Below are 17,338 nucleotides of genomic sequence, written 5' to 3' on the forward strand. Positions count from 1 at the left end.
GCCTCAGACCGCCAGGCGCTCGAGGACGTGGTCGATGCAGCCGAGCAGCGAGCGGACGTCGTCCGGCTCGATCGCGACGAACGTCGCCACGCGCAGCTGGTTGCGGCCGAGCTTGCGGTACGGCTCCGTGTCGACGATCCCGTTCGCGCGGAGGATCCTCGCGACGAGAGCGGCATCGACGGAGGCGTCGAAGTCGACGGTCGCGACGACCTGGGAGCGGTGCTCGGGCACCTCGACGAACGGGGTGGCGAGGCTCGAGGCCTCGGCCCAGTCGTAGATCGCGGAGGAGGACTCGGCCGTGCGCGCCGACGCCCAGGCCAGGCCGCCCGAGGCGTTCATCCACTCGAGCTGCGACTCCATCAGCAGGAGGGTCGAGAGCGCCGGAGTGTTCAGCGTCTGGTTCAGGCGCGAGTTGTCGACGGCGTTCTTGAGGCTGAGGAACTCGGGGATGTAGCGGCCGCTCGCCGCGATGCGCTCGATCCGCTCGATCGCGGCGGGGGAGAAGAGGCCGAACCAGAGTCCGCCGTCGGAGGCGAAGTTCTTCTGCGGGGCGAAGTAGTAGACGTCGGCCTCGGCGATGTCGACGTCGATGCCGCCCGCCGCGCTGGTGGCGTCGATGACGGTGAGCGCGCCCTCGTCGCCGCGGACCCGGCGGACCGGGGCCATCACTCCGGTGCTCGTCTCGTTGTGGGGCCACGCGTACACGTCGATCCCCTCGACGATCTCGACCTCGCTCCGGGACCCCGCGGGGGCGGAGACGACGTGGGCCGGCTCGAGGAACGGCGCGGAGGCGGCGGCCGCGAACTTCTGGCCGAACTCGCCGAACGTGAGGTTCTCGGCGCGGCGCTCGATGAGGGAGAAGGCCGCGGCGTCCCAGAAGGCGGTCGAGCCGCCGTTGCCCAACAGGACCTCGTAGCCGTCGGGGATGCGGAACAGCGTGGCGAGGTGCTCGCGCACGCGCCCGACGAGGTCCTTGACGGGCGCCTGGCGGTGCGAGGTCCCGAGGAGGTGCGCGCCCTGCGTCGCGAGGTGGGCGAGCTGGTCGTGCCGCACCTTGGACGGGCCGCAGCCGAACCGTCCGTCGTGGGGGAGAAGCTCGCGAGGAATGATGAGGTCCGGCATGCGTTAATACTAGGGTTCCCGGCCCGCACCCCTCCTCCGAGCGACGGAGGCCTGAGTCGCGCCGCAGCGCCGATGCTGCGTCGTGGCGACCACTAGGGTGGAGCGCGCCGAGACGGGAAGGCTGAGATGACGGATCTGATCGACACCACCGAGATGTACCTGCGCACCATCCTCGAGCTCGAGGAGGAGAACATCATCCCGCTGCGCGCGCGCATCTCGGAGCGGCTCAGCCACTCCGGGCCGACCGTGTCGCAGACCGTCGGTCGCATGGAGCGCGACGGCCTCGTCGTCGTCTCGGGCGACCGCCACCTCGAGCTCACCTCCGACGGCCGCCGCAAGGCGATCCACGTCATGCGCAAGCACCGCCTCGCCGAGCGGCTCCTCCACGACGTCATCAAGCTCGACTGGGAGTTCGTGCACGAGGAGGCCTGCCGCTGGGAGCACGTGATGAGCGAGCAGGTCGAGCGCCGTCTCCTCGAGATGCTCGACCACCCGACGGAGTCGCCCTACGGCAATCCGATCCCGGGCCTGGACGAGCTCGGCGACACCCCCGCCTCCCGCTTCGCCGACGGCGTCATCAGCCTGCCGCGCTTCGTCGCGGGGTCGAGCGAGCCCCGCCGCGGCGTCGTCCGGCGCCTCGGCGAGCCGGCGCAGGTCGATCCGGAGCTCCTCCTCCAGCTCAAGCAGGCCGGGGTCGTCCCCGGTGCCAAGGGCGAGTTCTCGGCCCTCAACGGCTACGTGCTCGCTCGCATCGACGGCGCCGAGGCGGGCATCGAGCTGCCGAACGAGGTCGCGGCGCACATCTTCCTCGTCGTCTGATCCGCGTCTCCCTGGGAGCGGCCCGTACGGGCTCCTACCGCATCCGGTGACCGGAGGCGAACGGGAGAGCGGTCTCTTCCCGCCGAGAAGGTGACAAATCGGTAACGGTCGCTTACGCTCTGTGGAGCCCTGCGGCCGAGCCTCGGTCCCAGGGCGCGGGATCCGACGCCCCCACACCCGTCTCGGATCCTGTGCACACCGATGCTTCGTGCATGAGACGGGACAGCTGCCTGGGCTGAGGGGACGTCGGAGGATCTCCCCCTTGCCCCAGAACCCCCTCACCCCGAACGAGGACGCCGGCTCACCCGACCGGTTCCGCTCCAACCACCCCGACCGCTCCGGCGACGCGACCTTCGAGAACCGGCCCCCGGTCATCCGCGCCCGGATCCACGGGGACGCACCCGTCTCCCGTCGCGCCGTTCCCGCAGCTCCTGCCCGCCGCGCGGACATCACCGACTTCGTGCCGTCGCCGGCCGGGACCCCGCGCAAGCGCAGGGGCCGTGTCGTCGGCAAGGTCGCGATGGTCGGCTTCGCCGGCGCGCTGGTCGCGACGATGGCGCTCCCCGCCTACGCCTTCACTCCGGGCAGCCAGGACGACGGCCTGTTCGCGGCATCGCGAGCCGACCTCCTCCGCCAGGGCTCCGCGCAGACCGTCGCCGTCGACGGCGGAGTGGTGCAGGCCGCGATCGCCCGAGACGGCTTCTCGGCCGAGGCGGCGCCCCCGCCGCCCGCACCGGAGCCCGAGCCCGTCGTGGTCGCCGAGCCCGTTGTCGACACGAGCGACGTCGCCGAGGCGCGCGCCGAGACCGCCGAGGAGTTCAACTCCTACTCCGGCGCCTCGGCCAGCGAGATCGCGGCTGCCGCCCCGACCACCAGCTACAGCCTCTCGGCGGTGTTCGACACGGCGATGCAGTACCAGGGCGTGCCCTACGTCTTCGGCGGAGCCGACCCGAGCGGCTTCGACTGCTCCGGCTTCGTGATGTACGTCTTCGCGCAGTACGGCATCTCGATGCCGCACTCGGCCGCGGGCCAGGGCGCCATGGGCACCCCCGTCTCGCTCGCCGACGCGCAGCCCGGCGACCTCGTCATCATGGACGGCCACGACGGCTTCTACGCCGGCAACGGCAACATCCTGCACGCACCCTACGAGGGCGCGAGCGTCCGCGTGCAGCCGCTGTGGACCTCCGACTACCGGATCGTGCGCATCAACGGCTGATCCGGTCGATCCGCTCGAGAGCCCGTCCCCTCCTGGAGGGGGCGGGCTCTCGTCGTCCCGCCGTGTGAACGCCGCGTGACGAATCCGGACCGACCCCTGGTGTTCCGGGCGTGAAGGGTTAACCTGAACCCCAGTCCGCTCGCGTGGCGAGCGGATCGATTCGTCGAGGGACGGAGTGCCGGGATGGCCGAGCGGAGCGGGCGCCACAGCGTGGGGCTGCGCTCGTGCGTGCGGCCGGCCGATTCGATACGCGCGCGGGTCCTCACCGCGGCGGTGCACTCCTCCGACACGCGGATACGACTCCACGTCATCGCGCGGCACTCCGCCGCGGCCTCGCAGGGCGCCGTCATCACGACGGCGCCCTTGCTCGTGGTCGCGGCGCCTTCGCGTGACGGCGTGCGACAGCACGGAGGTCACTGATGCGCACTCTGGTTCTCAACGCCGGCTACGAGCCGCTCGCGGTGGTGTCGTTCAAGCGGGCCCTGGTCCTGCTGATGACGGAGAAGGCGACCGTGATCGCCGCGGACGAGGGCAATCCGGTGCACAGCGCGCACGGCGACCACGTGCGGCCCTCGGTGATCGTGCTGACCCGGTACGTGCGCATCCCGAGCGGCCGGAGTGTGCCGGTATCGCGCCGGGGCGTGCTCCGCCGGGACAACCACCGCTGCGGATACTGCGGTCAGCACGCGGCGACGATCGACCACATCCAGCCCAAGTCGCGCGGGGGCCGGGACACGTGGGAGAACCTCGTCGCCTGCTGCCAGCGCTGCAACAACGTCAAGAGCGACCGAACCCCGCACGAGATGGGATGGCGTCTGCGCACCGTCCCCCGGATGCCGCGCGCCGGCTCCTGGCTCGTGCGCGGCGCGGAGCGGACGCAGCCCGACTGGGACGACTACCTGGCTCCCGCAGCCTGACGCTGCGGAGTCGGCATCGCCCCCGCGGATATCCGATGACGACGTTCCGCCGTTCGAGTGGACGCGGTGCGAGGGGCGGGCTCGGCAAGGCGGAGGAGGAAGCGATACCGGCGGTATCGCGCCTGACGACAACGCCGCTGAGGTCGTCCCTCACGCCGCGTCATTCGTTGTCGTTGCCGGTGTTGGCGCTGGCGTTGCCGGAGCGCTCGCCGGCCCAGGTCCAGTTCGCGACCTCGGGGATGTCCTCGCCGTGCTCGCGGGTGTAGGCGCGGGCGCGGATGCGGGCGTCCTGCATCTCCTGGCGGAGACCGGCGGCGCGGGCGCCGAGGCCGGGGGTCCGGTCGATTACGTCGATCACCAGCGAGTAGCGGTCGAGGTCGTTGAGCATCACCATGTCGAACGGAGTGGTGGTGGTGCCGTTCTCCTTGTACCCGCGCACGTGCAGGTTGCCGTGGCCGGTCCGCTTGTAGGTCAGGCGGTGGATGAGCCACGGATAGCCGTGGTACGCGAACACGATCGGGCGGTCGGGGGTGAAGACCGCATCGAACTCGCGGTCGGAGAGGCCGTGCGGGTGCTCCGACTCCGACATCAGACGCATCAGATCGACCACGTTGACCGTGCGGATCGCGAGGTCCGGCAGCTTCTCGCGGAGGATGCTCACCGCCGCGAGGGTCTCGAGGGTCGGCACGTCGCCCGCGCAGGCGAGCACGACGTCCGGGGACTCGCCCTGCCGCTCGCTGCTCGCCCACTCCAGGATGCCGAGTCCGCGCGTGCAGTGGGCGACCGCCTCCGCCATCGTGAGCCACTGGGGCGAGGGCTGCTTCCCGGCGACGACCACGTTGACGTAGTCCACGCTCCGGAGGCAGTGGTCGTAGGTCGAGAGGAGCGTGTTCGCGTCGAAGGGCAGGTAGACGCGCACGACCTCGGGCTTCTTGTTGACGACGTGGTCGATGAAGCCCGGGTCCTGGTGGCTGAAGCCGTTGTGGTCCTGGCGCCAGACGTGGCTCGAGAGCAGGTAGTTGAGGCTCGCGATCGGGCGGCGCCACTCGATGTCGCGGGTGCCGTCCAGCCACTTCGCGTGCTGGTTGAACATCGAGTCGATGATGTGGATGAACGCCTCATAGCAGGTGAAGAGCCCGTGGCGGCCGGTGAGCAGGTAGCCCTCCAGCCAGCCCTGGCACTGGTGCTCCGAGAGCACCTCCATGACCCGCCCGGCGCGAGCCAGGTGGTCGTCGAGGGGGCTGAGCTCGGCGTCCCACTGCTTGTCGGTGGCGGCGTAGACGGACTGCAGCCGGTTGCTCGCGACCTCGTCCGGCCCGAAGAGGCGGAAGTTGGTCGGGTTGGCGCGGATGACGTCGGCGAGCCATTCGCCGAGCACCTTCGTCGCCTCCGCGACGGTGCCACCCGGCTGCTCCACGACGACCTCGTAGCGGCGGAAGTCGGGCAGGTCGAGGGTCTGCCGCAGCAGCCCGCCGTTCGCGTGCGGGGTCGCGCTCATCCGCAGCTCGCCCTCGGGGGCCAGCGAGCGGACGCGGTCGACCACGCCGCCCTCCTCGGTGAAGAGCTCCTCGGGCCGGTAGGAGCGGAGCCAGTCCTCGAGGAGCCGGGTGTGCGCCTCCGTGTCGCGCGCGTTGGGCAGCGGGACCTGGTGCGAGCGGTAGGTGCCCTCCACCTGGACGCCGTCGATCTCGGTCGGACAGGTCCAGCCCTTCGGGGTCTTCAGCACGATCATCGGCCAGGCCGGGCGTGAGAGGTCGCCGGCGGCGGCGCGCTCCTTGATCGCCGCGATGCGGTCGAGCACCGTGTCCAGGACGTCGGCGAACCGCTCGTGCACGCGCATCGGGTCCTCGCCGTCGAAGCCGCCCTCGACGAGGAACGGCTCGTGGCCGTACCCGCGGAGGAGGCTGTCGAGCTCCTCCTGCGGGATGCGGGCGAGGACGGTCGGGTTCGCGATCTTCCAGCCGTTGAGGTGCAGGATCGGCAGGACGACGCCGTCGGTGAGCGGGTTCACGAACTTGTTGGAGTGCCAGCTGGTGGCGAGCGGGCCGGTCTCGGCCTCGCCGTCGCCGACGACCGCCGCGACCAGGAGGTCCGGGTTGTCGAACGCCGCTCCGTACGCGTGGCTCAGCGCGTACCCGAGCTCTCCGCCCTCGTGGATGCTGCCCGGAGTCTCGGGGGCGGCGTGGCTGGGGATGCCCCCGGGGAAGCTGAACTGGCGGAAGAGGCGGCGCAGCCCCTCCTCCGACTCGTCGATGTGGGAGTAGATCTCGCTGTAGGTGCCGTCGAGGTAGGCGTTGGCGACCATGCCCGGTCCGCCGTGGCCGGGACCGGTGATGTAGAGGGTCGGCTGGCGGCGCTCGCGGATCGCGCGGTTCAGGTGCGCGTAGATCAGGTTGAGGCCGGGGGTGGTGCCCCAGTGGCCGAGCAGGCGGGGCTTGATGTCCTCGCGGCTCAACGGGGTCTTCAGGAGCGGGTTCGCGAGCAGGTAGATCTGTCCGACCGCGAGGTAGTTCGCGGCGCGCCACCAGGCGTCGACCGTGTCGAGAGTGTCCTGGGTCAGCTCGGCGTCGGCGGGTCGCGCGATCCAGCTGTGCTCGGGGACGGGCAGGAGGGACGGAGCGGGGGAGTCGGCCATGTGCCCACGCTGGCATCCGGACGCCCGGGGCGGAAGGGCCTTGCAGGCCCGGCTCCGGAGGGGGTCAGCCGCGCGGCGTCGCCCGGCGGAGGACCAGCGAGCCGACCGCCGTCAGCAGGGCGGCGGGGACGAGGAGCAGAGCGGCGGCTGCGGCGGTGCCCGCGCTCTCGAGGACGTCCGTGACGACCGGCCGACCGCCGGCGAGAGTGACGACGACGACCACCGCGAGTGCCGCCGCTCCGAGGACGAGGAGGAAGGCCGTCACTCCGCGCTCCCGCCAGCGGAGGAAGACCGCGCCCGCTGCTCCGCCGAGGGCGAAGGCGGTGAGGAGCGAGCAGAGCAGGACGACGAAGCGCTCGAGCCACGGGCCGTCGAGGGGAGAGGCTAGGAAGAGCGCGCCGCCCAGCCACCAGCCCCCGGTCGCCTCCTCGATCGCCCCGAGGGCCACGACGATCGCGGACCAGAGCACGGACAGTGCCGCGAAGGCGAGGGCGCTGCCGAGGACGTGGTCGCGTCGGGTCGCTCCGTAGCTCAGCGCCAGCCCGAAGGTGGCGGTCGTGGCCTGGATGGAGCCGATGAAGAGGAAGACGACGATCAGCATCCCCGGCCCCACGAGGAGGATGCCCGAGTCGCCGCCGCCCCGCTCGGCCCCGATCCCGCGGAGGACGAGCCACCAGATCACGAGGTTGCCGGCGAGGACGGCGAGCAGGACGAGCAGCGGCCAGCCGAGGACCGTCCCGGGGTGGGCGAGGTGGAGCCTCAGAACGGAGAGGATCCTCCGCGGGGAGGCAAAGCGGCGGGCGGCGGCGGTCATGGTCGGTCCTTCCGGATCGGGGGCGGTGGTGTCAGCTGCTGCGCGGGGTGGCGCGGCGGAGGATCGCCCAGCCCGCGACTCCGGCGATCGCGGTCGGGATGAGCGAGAGGGAGTAGCCGCCCGCGTATCCGACGCTTCCGAAGAAGGAGCCGACGGCGGGCCAGTTCTCGGTGAGCGTGAGGAGGGTGATCACGGCCAGCAGGAGGGCGCCGAGGATCCCGAAGAAGAGCAGCATCCCGCGCTGGCGCCAGCGCACGTAGACCGCCGCCGTCGCCGCTCCGATGAAGAAGAAGAAGAGCAGGGCGCAGAGCACCGCGACGGCCTGCTCGCCCACGGAGTCCCCGCCGAAGTAGATCGAGCGGAAGAAGCTGCCGCCGAAGCCCCAGCCGTCGGTCGCCCGCTCCACGATCCCGAGGACCACGAAGACGCCGGTGTAGAAGACCGAGAGGGCGACGAAGGTGAGGGCCGTGCCGAGGGAGAAGTCGCGGCGGGTGGCGCCGTAGCCGAGGGCGAGGCCGAAGGTGACGTTCACCGACTGGACGGCCACGACCATCATGTAGACGAAGAGGAAGAAGGACGCACCGGAGTAGGTCATCCCCTCCTGCGCCTCGAGGCGCTCGCCGGAGTCGAGCCCGCGGAGGATCAGCCACCAGACGACCAGGTTGCCCGACAGGATGACGGCCGTGATGATCAGCGGCGTGTAAAGGATGGTGGCGGGGTTCGCGAAGTGCAGGCGGACGATGCTGCCGAGGCGGCCGGCGGCGGTGTCGTGGCGCGCGGGGGCGCCGGTGAGGGCGGTCATTCCGAGGCCTTCCCGGTGGTGAGCTGGACGACGAGCTGCTGGAGGGGGACGGACTCGAGCTCGAGCCCGTGGCGGGCGGCGGAGGCGCGGCCGGCGTCGTCGAGCCGGGGGAGCGTGGCCGAGGCGCGGCTGCCGAGAGCGGAGCGGGCGATGACCTCGCGTCCGGCGGTGAACGACTCGACGGCCTGCCGGGGTCCGATGACCGTTGCCGCAGCACCCCGCAGCTCCTCCGCGTCACTGTCGACGACGAGGCGGCCCTGATCGATGACGAGGACGTGCTCGAGCAGGCTGCTGACCTCGTCGATGAGGTGGGTGGAGAGGACGACCGTGCGCGGGTGCTCGGCGAAGTCCTGGAGGAGGCGGTCGTAGAACAGCTGCCGGGCGACGGCGTCCAGCCCCAGGTACGGCTCGTCGAAAAACGTGAGCGGGGCGCGGGAGGCGAGACCGACGATCACTCCGATCGCCGAGAGCTGTCCGCGGGAGAGCTTCTTGATCTTGCGGTCGACCGGGAGGCGGAAGTCCTCGACGAGCTCGCGGGCGAACGCCTCGTCCCAGCCGTCGAAGAACCAGGGGGCGCTGCGCAGGACGTGCTTCACCTTGAAGTCGTCGGGGTACTTCTGGCTCTCCTTGATGAAGCAGGTGCGGGAGAGGACGGCGGCGTTCTCCACAGGTGACTGCCCGAAGACGCGGATCTCGCCCGAGCTGGCGAACTCCTGGCCGGTGAGCAGCGACATCAGCGTCGTCTTGCCCGCGCCGTTGCGGCCGAGGAGGCCGTGGATGCGGTTCTCCTCCAGCGCGAAGCCGATGCCGTCGACGGCGCGCATGCGTCCGTAGTGCTTGGTGAGGTCGTGGACCTCGATGACCGCGCTCATCGCGATCCCCCTTCTGTGATCATGTCGGCGAGCTGCTCGGTGCTGAGGCCGAGCTTGGCGGCCTCGGCGAGCAGCGGAGTGACGAACTGGTCGCGGAACTGCGTGCGGCGCTTCTCGACCAGTCGGTCGCGCGCCCCCTCGGCGACGAACATGCCGATCCCCCTCTTCTTGTAGAGCACCCCGTCGTCGACGAGCAGGTTCACGCCCTTGCCGGCGGTGGCCGGATTGATGCGGTGGAACGCGGCGAACTCGTTGGTCGACGGGACCTGCGACTCCTCCGGCAGGGCGCCGTCGATGATGTCGTTCTCGATCTGCTCGGCGATCTGCAGGAAGAGCGGGCGGGAGTCGTCCACGCGGGCTCCTTCGGTGCTGGGTTAAGTGGTTAGTTGGTGTTGTAACTAACCATGGAGGCGGGAGGCCTTCGTGTCAAGAGGGGTGTGCCGCGCAGTCGCCGCGACGAGGGCCGTGGCGTGCTTCGCTGGCGTTGTGGTGGGGCCCTGTCGTCGCTTCGCGGGGGGCCGGGCACGGCGGGTACACTGGCTCGGCCAGCCTCTGTAGCTCAATGGAAGAGCGACTCCGTCCTAAGGAGCAGGTTGGGGGTTCGAGTCCCTCCAGGGGCACCATAACGATTATGGTTATCATTAGCATGCATATCGTAACAGAGGCCGTTCGCACCAGCGAGCGGCCTTTTGTTGCGGTCGGTACATAGGTAAAACTGCACACTTAACACGCGACCAATTCCACCCCTGTCAGCCATGATGAATTGTGCGGCCCAGGGTGCGTTCCGGTACAAATACTTTGCGTACATCACGAATCAGTGACCTCTGTTAAGTTATCCACAGGTGTACCGGTGTCATAAATATCGCTCATATTATGGCATAATCAATGCATTAAGCGGGAGATGAGTTACATGCAAATCAGCAAGGTGCAAATCAAGAATTATCGTAGCCTCAAAGATGTCTCAATCGACTTCGATGATTATATTGCGCTTGTTGGTGCAAACGGGTCAGGCAAGTCCTCCGTGCTGTACGCGCTTGATTGGTTCTTTAATGGCGGGGGCATCTCGGCGTCGGACGTTTGCGGGTATATCGACGGACAGACATCACCGGAGGAGTGCTTCGTTGAAGTATCGGTTACATTTACCGGTCTAACGGATGCCGATCGCAAGCGCTTAAAGGAATACGGTCGGGGAGAGTCGGCCACCTTCAGGCGAACTTGGCGAGCTGGGGAAAAAGAGAAAATTGTAGGTAACGCGATGCAGGGGCCTGGGTTTGCAGAAGTTCGTGGAATGACGAAGGTGACGGAGCTGCGCCCTGCTTATGCAAAGTTGCGTGAGAGCTTGGATGAACTAGCGGATCTTGGCTCTTCTCCGACAAAAGTGCAGATTACTGAGGAGCTTGCGCGCTGGGAATCAGATCCCGGAAACAGTAATCAGCTTGAAGCGGTGGCTGATGACGACGCAAATCATATGTTTGGAATCAATGGCGCAAATGTGATGCGTGAATGCGTTCGTCTCGTACTTGTTCCCGCTGCGACCAATATCTCGTCCGACGTGGGCTCAGCCGGCAAGGGATCAACGCTGAATGAGTTGATTGGTGCCTTGATGGCTGAGGCTGGAGCACGCGCGCAAGCAGAATGGTTTGTGGAGAATGAGGTTGCCATTGAAGAGCTGAAGCAAAAAATTACCTCCAGCGTTGAAGGTTCAACCCGAACCCAGGCGGAACGGGTCAACGAGCGTCTAAATGCTCTTATACCTAATGCGAAGATCGATCTGACTCCAAGGGTGCCAGACTGGACGCCAAAGTCGGAGGCGGTTGTTAGTACAGACGTAACTATTGATGGCGTGACCAACGATATCGGACGACAAGGTCATGGCGTACAGAGAGCCGTAATGATCTCGATGTTCCAAGCGCTTGTTCCAGATGACGCGTTAACTCGGAAGAATCATGAGCCACTTGAGGGAGAGGACGAAGCGGCTACTGCTGAACGCTTATTAAAGGAACTCGCGAACTTGCCGGTTTTGGTCGTCTGCATAGAAGAGCCTGAGATCTACCAACACCCAATTCGCGCACGGGCGTTCGCCCGCACCTTAACTGAGCTAAGCAAGCAGGCCAACGTTCAAGTAATTGTCGCAACTCACAGTCCGTACTTCGTGCGCCCTGACTACTTTGAATCACTCCGGCGCTTCACGATGTCTGCGGGGATTAGCGCGGTTGCAAGTACGAGCGCAGTAGCAATTGCCACGGCGACAGGCATTGCGTCTTCAAAGATTAGTAAGGTTGTTGAAAAGCGAGTGCCTACTGAATTCTCAGAGGGTTTTTTTGCAGATGCCGTTGCTTTGGTGGAAGGTGAAACGGACCGCGCGGTTCTTGAAGCGATTTGTGCACGTCTCGGCTTAGATCTAGATGCTCGAGGTCTCTCTGTCCTGGAAGTCTCAAGTAAGGAAGCAATCCGGATTCCTCGGGAGATTCTGACGGCTTTGGGCATCCCGGTATTTGTAGTAGCTGACGGAGACTTCGAGGGTGCAGCGCGCAAACACTCGACCGATGCTGTGAAGGAGGCAGGCGCGCACGCATCTCACAAGAAATCTACGGAAGACATAGTCGCTTGGTTGCCTAGCGCTACTGCCCGAGCGGGAGCGACCCCTCACGTATTTGGTGCTCAAACAACTGTCTCGGATAAGTACATTTTCTGGCACGATGATCTGGAGGGTGAGCTCGCTGCTTGGCCTTCGTTTGTCACTGAGCTCACCGCAAATGGCGGAGATGTGGTTTCACGCTCAAAAAAGGATCTTTATGCTTATCGCAATGCAGTTCTTGATGCAGATTTGGCAGACTTGCCTCAACTGTTGAAAGACGCTGCCACCGCGCTGGCCGAGTTCAAGTAGGTGCCGCGAGTTGATTCAGCTGAGCACTTCCGCCGCCACCAGTTCCTCCGTCTGGTCTTCCAAGACCAAAGCCTGCAGATCTTCTTCGCCCTGCTCGACCTCACGAAGCAGTTCGATATCCATGAGTACTACGCCACGGACCGTGACTACGGCGAGCAGGAGTTCCTCGAGCATCGCAAGGAACTCGACGTGAAGCATCCCTCGATGCGAAACGAAGTAGGTAAGAGCTTCAAGCTGATCGAGGGTGCCTTCATCACAGCCTCCCGCGCCCACGGCGTCACGGACGAGCAACGCGAGGAGATCGTTCGCCGACACCGAAGCCCGCCGCCGGCCTACGCCTCCGTCTCGGAAGCGAAGCAGCACGACTCGAAGCGCGGCGGGGGAGCGTCGAGCAACGTGACGATCGTGCCTATCGCGCAGCGCATCGACAAGAAGAAGCTCGTCCGCGCGATTCTCGCCCTTGTGCGCTGGCAGATGGAGAATCCGGACTACGTGCGGGACAACAGCAAGGCGGCCGTTGTCTCTACTCCGATTCTTGAGCCGTCCCAAATGCGTAAGGATACAAAAGGCGAATCATCGAAGGCTGCTTGAGTAAATGCATGTATATGTGCGTTTAGCCACTTATGCTTGCAATAGAGCTTATCGCCGGGTATAACAATGTTTAGTGGCCGCGCGTTTTCCGGTGTGGAAGTTTGTGCTCTCTCGAGCCCAGTCTCCTGCACCGTTCCTGGTGAGCAGGACAGGTACGCCTGTTGAGAACGAATGAAGGTGAAGCACAGTGTCAACATTGATCACGATCGATCTGCAAGTGTGGACCACGACGTCAGATCGGCTCGCCGAGGTCTCGCAGTTTCTGCGGGAAGGTGAAGGTCGCGTCGTCCGGGATGCGTACACGAAGTACCTCAAGGAGGAACTTCCTGTCAACCGCGATGCGCTGACTGCGCTCAACTCGCTGGACTACGCCGAGTGGGACGACAAGACGCTCGGTGGTGAGGCGCCTCGGGGTGTGGGTAAGGGATTCAGCCAGATGATGGTGGCTGAGCTCTCCTTCCAGATGGAAGTGCACCACTACCGGCAGTTCCAGCTCCTGGCCATGGTCAGGAGGGTGCAGTCCTCGCCGGAGAAGCTGCTGTTCAAAGCGATCAACCGTCACCTCGACGACTGCATGGAGGCGAGGTCGCTCGGATCACGCTCTGTCGTGAACGTTCCCATGAGCCCGTAGCCCGGGATGAGAAGACCCGCCAGCCCTATGCTGCCGATGTGTCACTTGTCGGCGGTAGCGGGCTCTTCTCATGCCCATCGACTTGCTGCAGCCGCTTCTTCATCGTCTTCGGATCGACGCCGTACAGCGCGCCGAGCTGATTCAATGACCAACCCCGCGTCTTCAGCGACGCCGCATCCTCCAGCTGACGATCGGTCAGCACGACCTGACGCACCGGAACGAGCTGCTGAGGCTCCGAGCACCACTCTTTCGAGTGGTGCTCTTTTCGTGTGCTGCGAGCTGAACGGCGGTTGAGACGGTCGTGGCGAAGGGTTCGTTCAACTCGACGGTGATGGTCTCGTTCGCGTGAACGAGAACACGCGCCAGGAAGACCTGATTGACGAGCTTCTTCACGTGGTCGGGTGCCCCGCCGTAAGCGCTGGCACACTCCGCGGTCGACGCACGCCGGGCGAACGGCCCTGATAGTGGCTGGTCCTGCGCGCGGCAGCTTCGGTGCCCCGGGCCGCTGGCCCTTGCTGCCGCCCGTGTCGGGAAGCAGGGCCTGCGCTAGCGTCGCTCCATGACCACACGTGAGTTGCGCGACGAACTCGCCGCGTTCGTCGCCGAGCGGGAGTGGGCGCAGTTCCACTCGGAGGAGAACCTGGCGAAGAGCATCGCCATCGAGGCGGGGGAACTACTCGAATGCTTCCAGTGGGGCCCCGACGCCGACCGGGATGCCGTCCGATCCGAGCTGGCGGACGTCCTCACCTATTGCCTGCTGCTCGCGGACAGGATCGGCGCCGACCCCGAGGACCTGGTGCGGTCGAAGCTCGTGCGGACGCGCGAGAAGTACCCGGTGGACAAGGCTCGGGGAAGCAGCGCCCGGTATGACGCCCTCTGACATCGAGCGGATCGTCTTCGACGGGCCGTCCGTCAAGGTCTGGGCGATGACGGACGACCGCCGCTCGAACTGGCCGGTCGTCTACGTCCTGGACGAGAGCAAGCGCCGCGCGAGGCGTCTTCCGCGGGTTTACGTCGGAGAGACGAGGAGCGCGGCGAGCCGGCTGCGGCAGCACCTGGGCTCGATCGACAAGGTCGACCTCCAGACGGCGCGCGTGATCGTCGATCCGAGGTTCAACAAGTCGGTCTGCCTCGATCTCGAGTCCTTCCTGATCAAGCTGCTCTTCGCGGAAGGTCGATTCGCCGTCCTCAATCGCAATGAGGGAATCGTCGACTCCGACTACTACGACCGGGCGGCCTACCAGGACCGTTTCGCCGAGATCTTCGAGCAGCTGCGCCTGGAAGGCCTGTTCACTCGGAGCATCGCCGAGATCGAGAACAGCGACCTGTTCAAACTTTCACCCTTCAAGACGCTCACCTCCGAGCAGGCGGCGGCGGTCGTCGGAATCGTTGACGCGCTCGTCGAGGACCTCGGGAAGCAGACGCGGTCCACGTCGATCGTTCAGGGGGAGCCGGGGACGGGCAAGACGATCGTCGCCGTCTACCTCCTCAAGCTCCTCGCGGACGTCCGGCTGTTCGCGGAGAGGATCGACAGAGCCGAGGAGGCTCCCGGCGAGGACCGGCTGGACGACCTCGTCGAGGGCGACTCCGTCTTCTCGGACTTCTTCTTCGCCGACACCCGCGAACTGCTGCGCGGGCTGCGCATTGGGATCGTCGTGCCGCAGCAGTCTCTGCGCTCCTCGATCAAGAAGGTCTTCGCCAAGACCACAGGGCTCGACGAGAAGATGGTGCTCACTCCCTTCCAGGTCGGTGAGGACCCGGGACGCTGGGACCTCCTCGTCGTCGACGAGTCGCACCGCCTCAATCAGCGGGCCAACCAGCCGTCGGGCTCCCTCAACAAGAAGTTCACGGACATCACCACTGCGCTGTTCGGCTCCGACGATCACGCCCGGACTCAGCTCGACTGGATCCGCGCGAAGAGCGATCACCAGATCCTCCTTCTCGACGCGGCGCAGTCGGTCCGACCGGCAGACCTTCCGCGGCCCGCGATCGACGCGTTGATCCGATCCGCTCAGGAGGACGGCCGCCTGCACCGTCTGACCTCGCAGATGCGGGTGCGCGCCGGAACGGACTACGTCGGCTGGGTGCGCGCCGTCCTCGATCCGACGGCAGCAGACCTCCCCCGGCGACCGGACCTCGGGGAGTACGACCTCCGCTTCTACGACGACTTCGGAGCCCTGCGGCGCGACCTGCGGCAGCGGGAGGAGGAGAGCGGTCTGGCGCGGCTGGTCGCCGGCTACGCGTGGAGCTGGACGTCGCGGAAGGATCCGTCAGCCGCCGACATCGAGATCCAGGGAGAGCGGCTCCGCTGGAACAGCACGCAGGTCGACTGGATCGCGTCGCCCGGCTCCGCCGACGAGATGGGCTCGATCCACACCGTGCAGGGGTACGACCTGAACTACGCGGGAGTTGTCATCGGCCCGGACCTGAGGTGGGACAGCGAGAAGGGCCGGCTGAGGGTCTCCCGCTCGGATTACCACGACAAGAAGGGCAAGGAGAACAACCCGGGACGGATGGGCCGCGACTACACCGACGACGAGCTCCTGCAGTACATCGTCAACATCTACGCGGTGCTCCTGACCCGCGGGATGCTCGGCACGTACGTGTACGTCTGCGACGACGCCCTCCGGGAAAGACTCCGGACGGCCTTCGGCCCAGCGCTCACGGCCTTCTGAGGGCGTCTCGCGGGCCTTCGCTCAGGCGGCGCCGCCATGATCGAGGCTGGTACTCGACGGAAGGTTCTCTGTGAGCATGTTCAAGCGCGTTCTCGGCATGGCGTCGAAGGCGCTCGATTCGAAGAGCGGCCCGGGGTCGTCCTCGAGCGGGACGACCGATTGGCGCGATCTCGTGCGCACCGCCGCCGACAAGGTGACGGGCGACTCGCGGAGCGGGCAGGTCCAGCCGCCTCAGCAGTACGGCTCGCCGCAGCGACCCTCCGCGCGACCGCAGGACGCCCGGCCCGGGCAGCAGCCGGTGGTCACGCAGGAGGACCGCGCGGCGATCGCGCGCTACGACTACCTCCTCCGGACCGCCGACCCGGAGCAGCTCGAGCAGGTGCACCGCGACGCGTTCACGAAGCTGTCGCCGGCTCAGCGAGCCCAGGTCGAGGCGCGGCTCCGCGACGAGCTGCCCGCGAACGAGCAGCCGCGGTCCTCCGCCCCGGACGACCTCGCGCGAGCGGCGACGCGTGGCGAGGCGAACGCCCCGGGGTTCCTCAAGAAGATGTTCTCGAAGCCGGGCACCCGCGGTGCCCTCGCGGGTGCTGGCGTCGGAGCGGCGGCGGGCGTCGGGCTCGGCGCGGCGGGCGGACTGCTCGCGGCGGTCGCGGGCGGCGCCGTGATCAGCAGCGTCGCCGGTCCGCTGCTCGCGCAGGCGTCCGGCCTCGGCGTGGACTTCGAGAACCTCGCCGGCGGGTTCGGCGACCTGGGCGACTTCGGCGACATCACGGGCGGCGCGGGAGAGTTCGTCTCCGGTGCGGGTGAGCACGTGTCCGGGCTGGGGGAGCAGGTGTCGGAGTTCGGCTCCGACTTCCAGCTGCCGGGGCTCGGCGACCTCGGGAACCTCTTCGACCGCTAGACGGACGGGACCGGACCGCGCCGGCGGAGGAGCGGCGACGCGATCGCGATCGCCGCGCCGACGACGAGCAGCACGGCCCCCACGATCGCGACGGCGGTCGTAGACCAGTCGGGGAGGTCGACCACCGTCCTGCCGTCGAGCAGCGTCCATTCGCACGCCGCGCCCAGCGGCCACCACGACCAGAAGCCGCGGACCAGCTCGCCGGCCTCGGGCGGGACGCCGCCCAGGCTGACGCTGCAGACGTCGTCGAAGCCCTGACGGTCGATGTTCGCGTACTGCAGCGGCACGAGCGCGAGGGCCGCGAGTCCGGCGACGGCGAGGACTAGGCCGGCGAGCAGGGCGAGACGCGCGGCGGTCAGGCGCTTCCTCGCCGGCGTCGAGGCGGGGGCGGGCGGCGTCTCGGTCATCGTCCGATGGTGGCACGCGTTCGTGGGGAGCAGGCGTGTGCCCGGGATC

17 protein-coding genes and 1 tRNA gene are annotated in these 17,338 nt (G+C 67.1%); 10 read left to right on the forward strand and 8 right to left on the reverse strand.

What is annotated here, in order from left to right; all coding sequences use genetic code 11:
- Positions 1-3: 3 nt before the first annotated feature.
- On the reverse strand, positions 4-1,122 hold the full coding sequence (gene serC / locus C5C63_RS07025) for a phosphoserine transaminase (RefSeq protein ID WP_104325754.1): 1,119 nt from the start codon (positions 1,120-1,122) through the stop codon (positions 4-6).
- 126 nt (positions 1,123-1,248) lie between these two features.
- On the opposite strand from serC, the gene C5C63_RS07030 reads away from it, so the two are divergent.
- The 3 genes from C5C63_RS07030 (at position 1,249) to C5C63_RS07045 (ending at position 4,074) form a co-directional block, all read left to right on the forward strand.
- The gene (locus tag C5C63_RS07030) at positions 1,249-1,941 is read left to right on the forward strand and encodes a metal-dependent transcriptional regulator (protein ID WP_104325755.1); all 693 of its coding nucleotides are present in this window, start codon (positions 1,249-1,251) and stop codon (positions 1,939-1,941) included.
- A 262-nt stretch (positions 1,942-2,203) separates the two neighbouring features.
- Positions 2,204-3,157 carry a C40 family peptidase gene (locus C5C63_RS07035; protein WP_258060437.1) on the forward strand — a complete coding sequence of 318 codons (954 nt, stop codon included), beginning with the start codon at positions 2,204-2,206 and terminating at the stop codon, positions 3,155-3,157.
- 419 nt (positions 3,158-3,576) lie between these two features.
- A complete protein-coding gene (locus C5C63_RS07045; RefSeq protein ID WP_104224608.1) occupies positions 3,577-4,074 on the forward strand; it encodes an HNH endonuclease in 498 nt (165 codons plus the stop codon).
- Between the two features lie 160 nt (positions 4,075-4,234).
- Here the strand turns inward: C5C63_RS07045 and C5C63_RS07050 are convergent, their stop codons facing one another.
- The 5 genes from C5C63_RS07050 to C5C63_RS07070 all read right to left on the reverse strand — a co-directional run bounded on the left by C5C63_RS07050 (position 4,235) and on the right by C5C63_RS07070 (position 9,550).
- Positions 4,235-6,709, reverse strand: a complete 2,475-nt coding sequence (locus tag C5C63_RS07050) for a phosphoketolase (RefSeq protein ID WP_104239076.1) — start codon at positions 6,707-6,709, stop codon at positions 4,235-4,237.
- A gap of 64 nt (positions 6,710-6,773) precedes the next feature.
- Complete coding sequence (locus tag C5C63_RS07055) at positions 6,774-7,523, reverse strand: hypothetical protein (protein WP_104325756.1); 750 nt, start codon at positions 7,521-7,523, stop codon at positions 6,774-6,776.
- A 31-nt stretch (positions 7,524-7,554) separates the two neighbouring features.
- Positions 7,555-8,325 (reverse strand): ABC transporter permease, encoded by a 771-nt coding sequence (locus tag C5C63_RS07060; protein ID WP_104255431.1) that lies wholly within the window; start codon positions 8,323-8,325, stop codon positions 7,555-7,557.
- A complete protein-coding gene (locus C5C63_RS07065; protein ID WP_104224612.1) occupies positions 8,322-9,197 on the reverse strand; it encodes an ABC transporter ATP-binding protein in 876 nt (291 codons plus the stop codon). The genes C5C63_RS07060 and C5C63_RS07065 overlap by 4 nt, the downstream gene beginning before the upstream one ends.
- Positions 9,194-9,550 (reverse strand): GntR family transcriptional regulator, encoded by a 357-nt coding sequence (locus C5C63_RS07070; protein WP_104325757.1) that lies wholly within the window; start codon positions 9,548-9,550, stop codon positions 9,194-9,196. Before C5C63_RS07070 ends, C5C63_RS07065 begins: the two co-directional genes overlap by 4 nt.
- 195 nt (positions 9,551-9,745) lie before the next feature.
- On the opposite strand from C5C63_RS07070, the gene C5C63_RS07075 reads away from it, so the two are divergent.
- From C5C63_RS07075 to C5C63_RS07095, 4 genes are all read left to right on the forward strand, one after another.
- A tRNA-Arg gene (locus C5C63_RS07075) sits at positions 9,746-9,820 on the forward strand.
- 287 nt (positions 9,821-10,107) lie between these two features.
- A complete protein-coding gene (locus C5C63_RS07085) occupies positions 10,108-12,084 on the forward strand; it encodes an ATP-dependent endonuclease (protein ID WP_181110571.1) in 1,977 nt (658 codons plus the stop codon).
- Positions 12,085-12,675 carry a hypothetical protein gene (locus C5C63_RS07090; protein WP_104325758.1) on the forward strand — a complete coding sequence of 197 codons (591 nt, stop codon included), beginning with the start codon at positions 12,085-12,087 and terminating at the stop codon, positions 12,673-12,675.
- A 187-nt stretch (positions 12,676-12,862) separates the two neighbouring features.
- Positions 12,863-13,306: a hypothetical protein gene (locus tag C5C63_RS07095; protein ID WP_104325759.1), complete on the forward strand. Its 444-nt coding sequence runs from the start codon at positions 12,863-12,865 to the stop codon at positions 13,304-13,306.
- A gap of 25 nt (positions 13,307-13,331) precedes the next feature.
- On the opposite strand, the gene C5C63_RS16705 is transcribed toward C5C63_RS07095, so the two are convergent.
- The gene (locus C5C63_RS16705) at positions 13,332-13,508 is read right to left on the reverse strand and encodes a hypothetical protein (RefSeq protein WP_181110572.1); all 177 of its coding nucleotides are present in this window, start codon (positions 13,506-13,508) and stop codon (positions 13,332-13,334) included.
- Positions 13,509-13,865: 357 nt separating this feature from the next.
- Between C5C63_RS16705 and C5C63_RS07100 the strand changes: the two genes are divergently transcribed.
- From C5C63_RS07100 to C5C63_RS07110, 3 genes are all read left to right on the forward strand, one after another.
- Complete coding sequence (locus C5C63_RS07100) at positions 13,866-14,186, forward strand: nucleotide pyrophosphohydrolase (RefSeq protein ID WP_104325760.1); 321 nt, start codon at positions 13,866-13,868, stop codon at positions 14,184-14,186.
- Positions 14,173-15,981: a DUF2075 domain-containing protein gene (locus C5C63_RS07105; protein ID WP_104325761.1), complete on the forward strand. Its 1,809-nt coding sequence runs from the start codon at positions 14,173-14,175 to the stop codon at positions 15,979-15,981. The genes C5C63_RS07100 and C5C63_RS07105 overlap by 14 nt, the downstream gene beginning before the upstream one ends.
- A 76-nt stretch (positions 15,982-16,057) precedes the next feature.
- The gene (locus tag C5C63_RS07110) at positions 16,058-16,882 is read left to right on the forward strand and encodes a hypothetical protein (RefSeq protein WP_258065404.1); all 825 of its coding nucleotides are present in this window, start codon (positions 16,058-16,060) and stop codon (positions 16,880-16,882) included.
- Here the strand turns inward: C5C63_RS07110 and C5C63_RS07115 are convergent.
- Positions 16,879-17,289, reverse strand: coding sequence for a hypothetical protein (locus tag C5C63_RS07115; RefSeq protein WP_104325763.1), 411 nt, complete (start codon positions 17,287-17,289; stop codon positions 16,879-16,881). The two genes, C5C63_RS07110 and C5C63_RS07115, sit on opposite strands and share 4 nt — an antisense overlap.
- Positions 17,290-17,338 lie beyond the last annotated feature (49 nt).

It is taken from the genome of Rathayibacter sp. AY1B8, from assembly GCF_002932775.1.
Taxonomy (GTDB): Bacteria; Actinomycetota; Actinomycetes; order Actinomycetales; family Microbacteriaceae; genus Rathayibacter.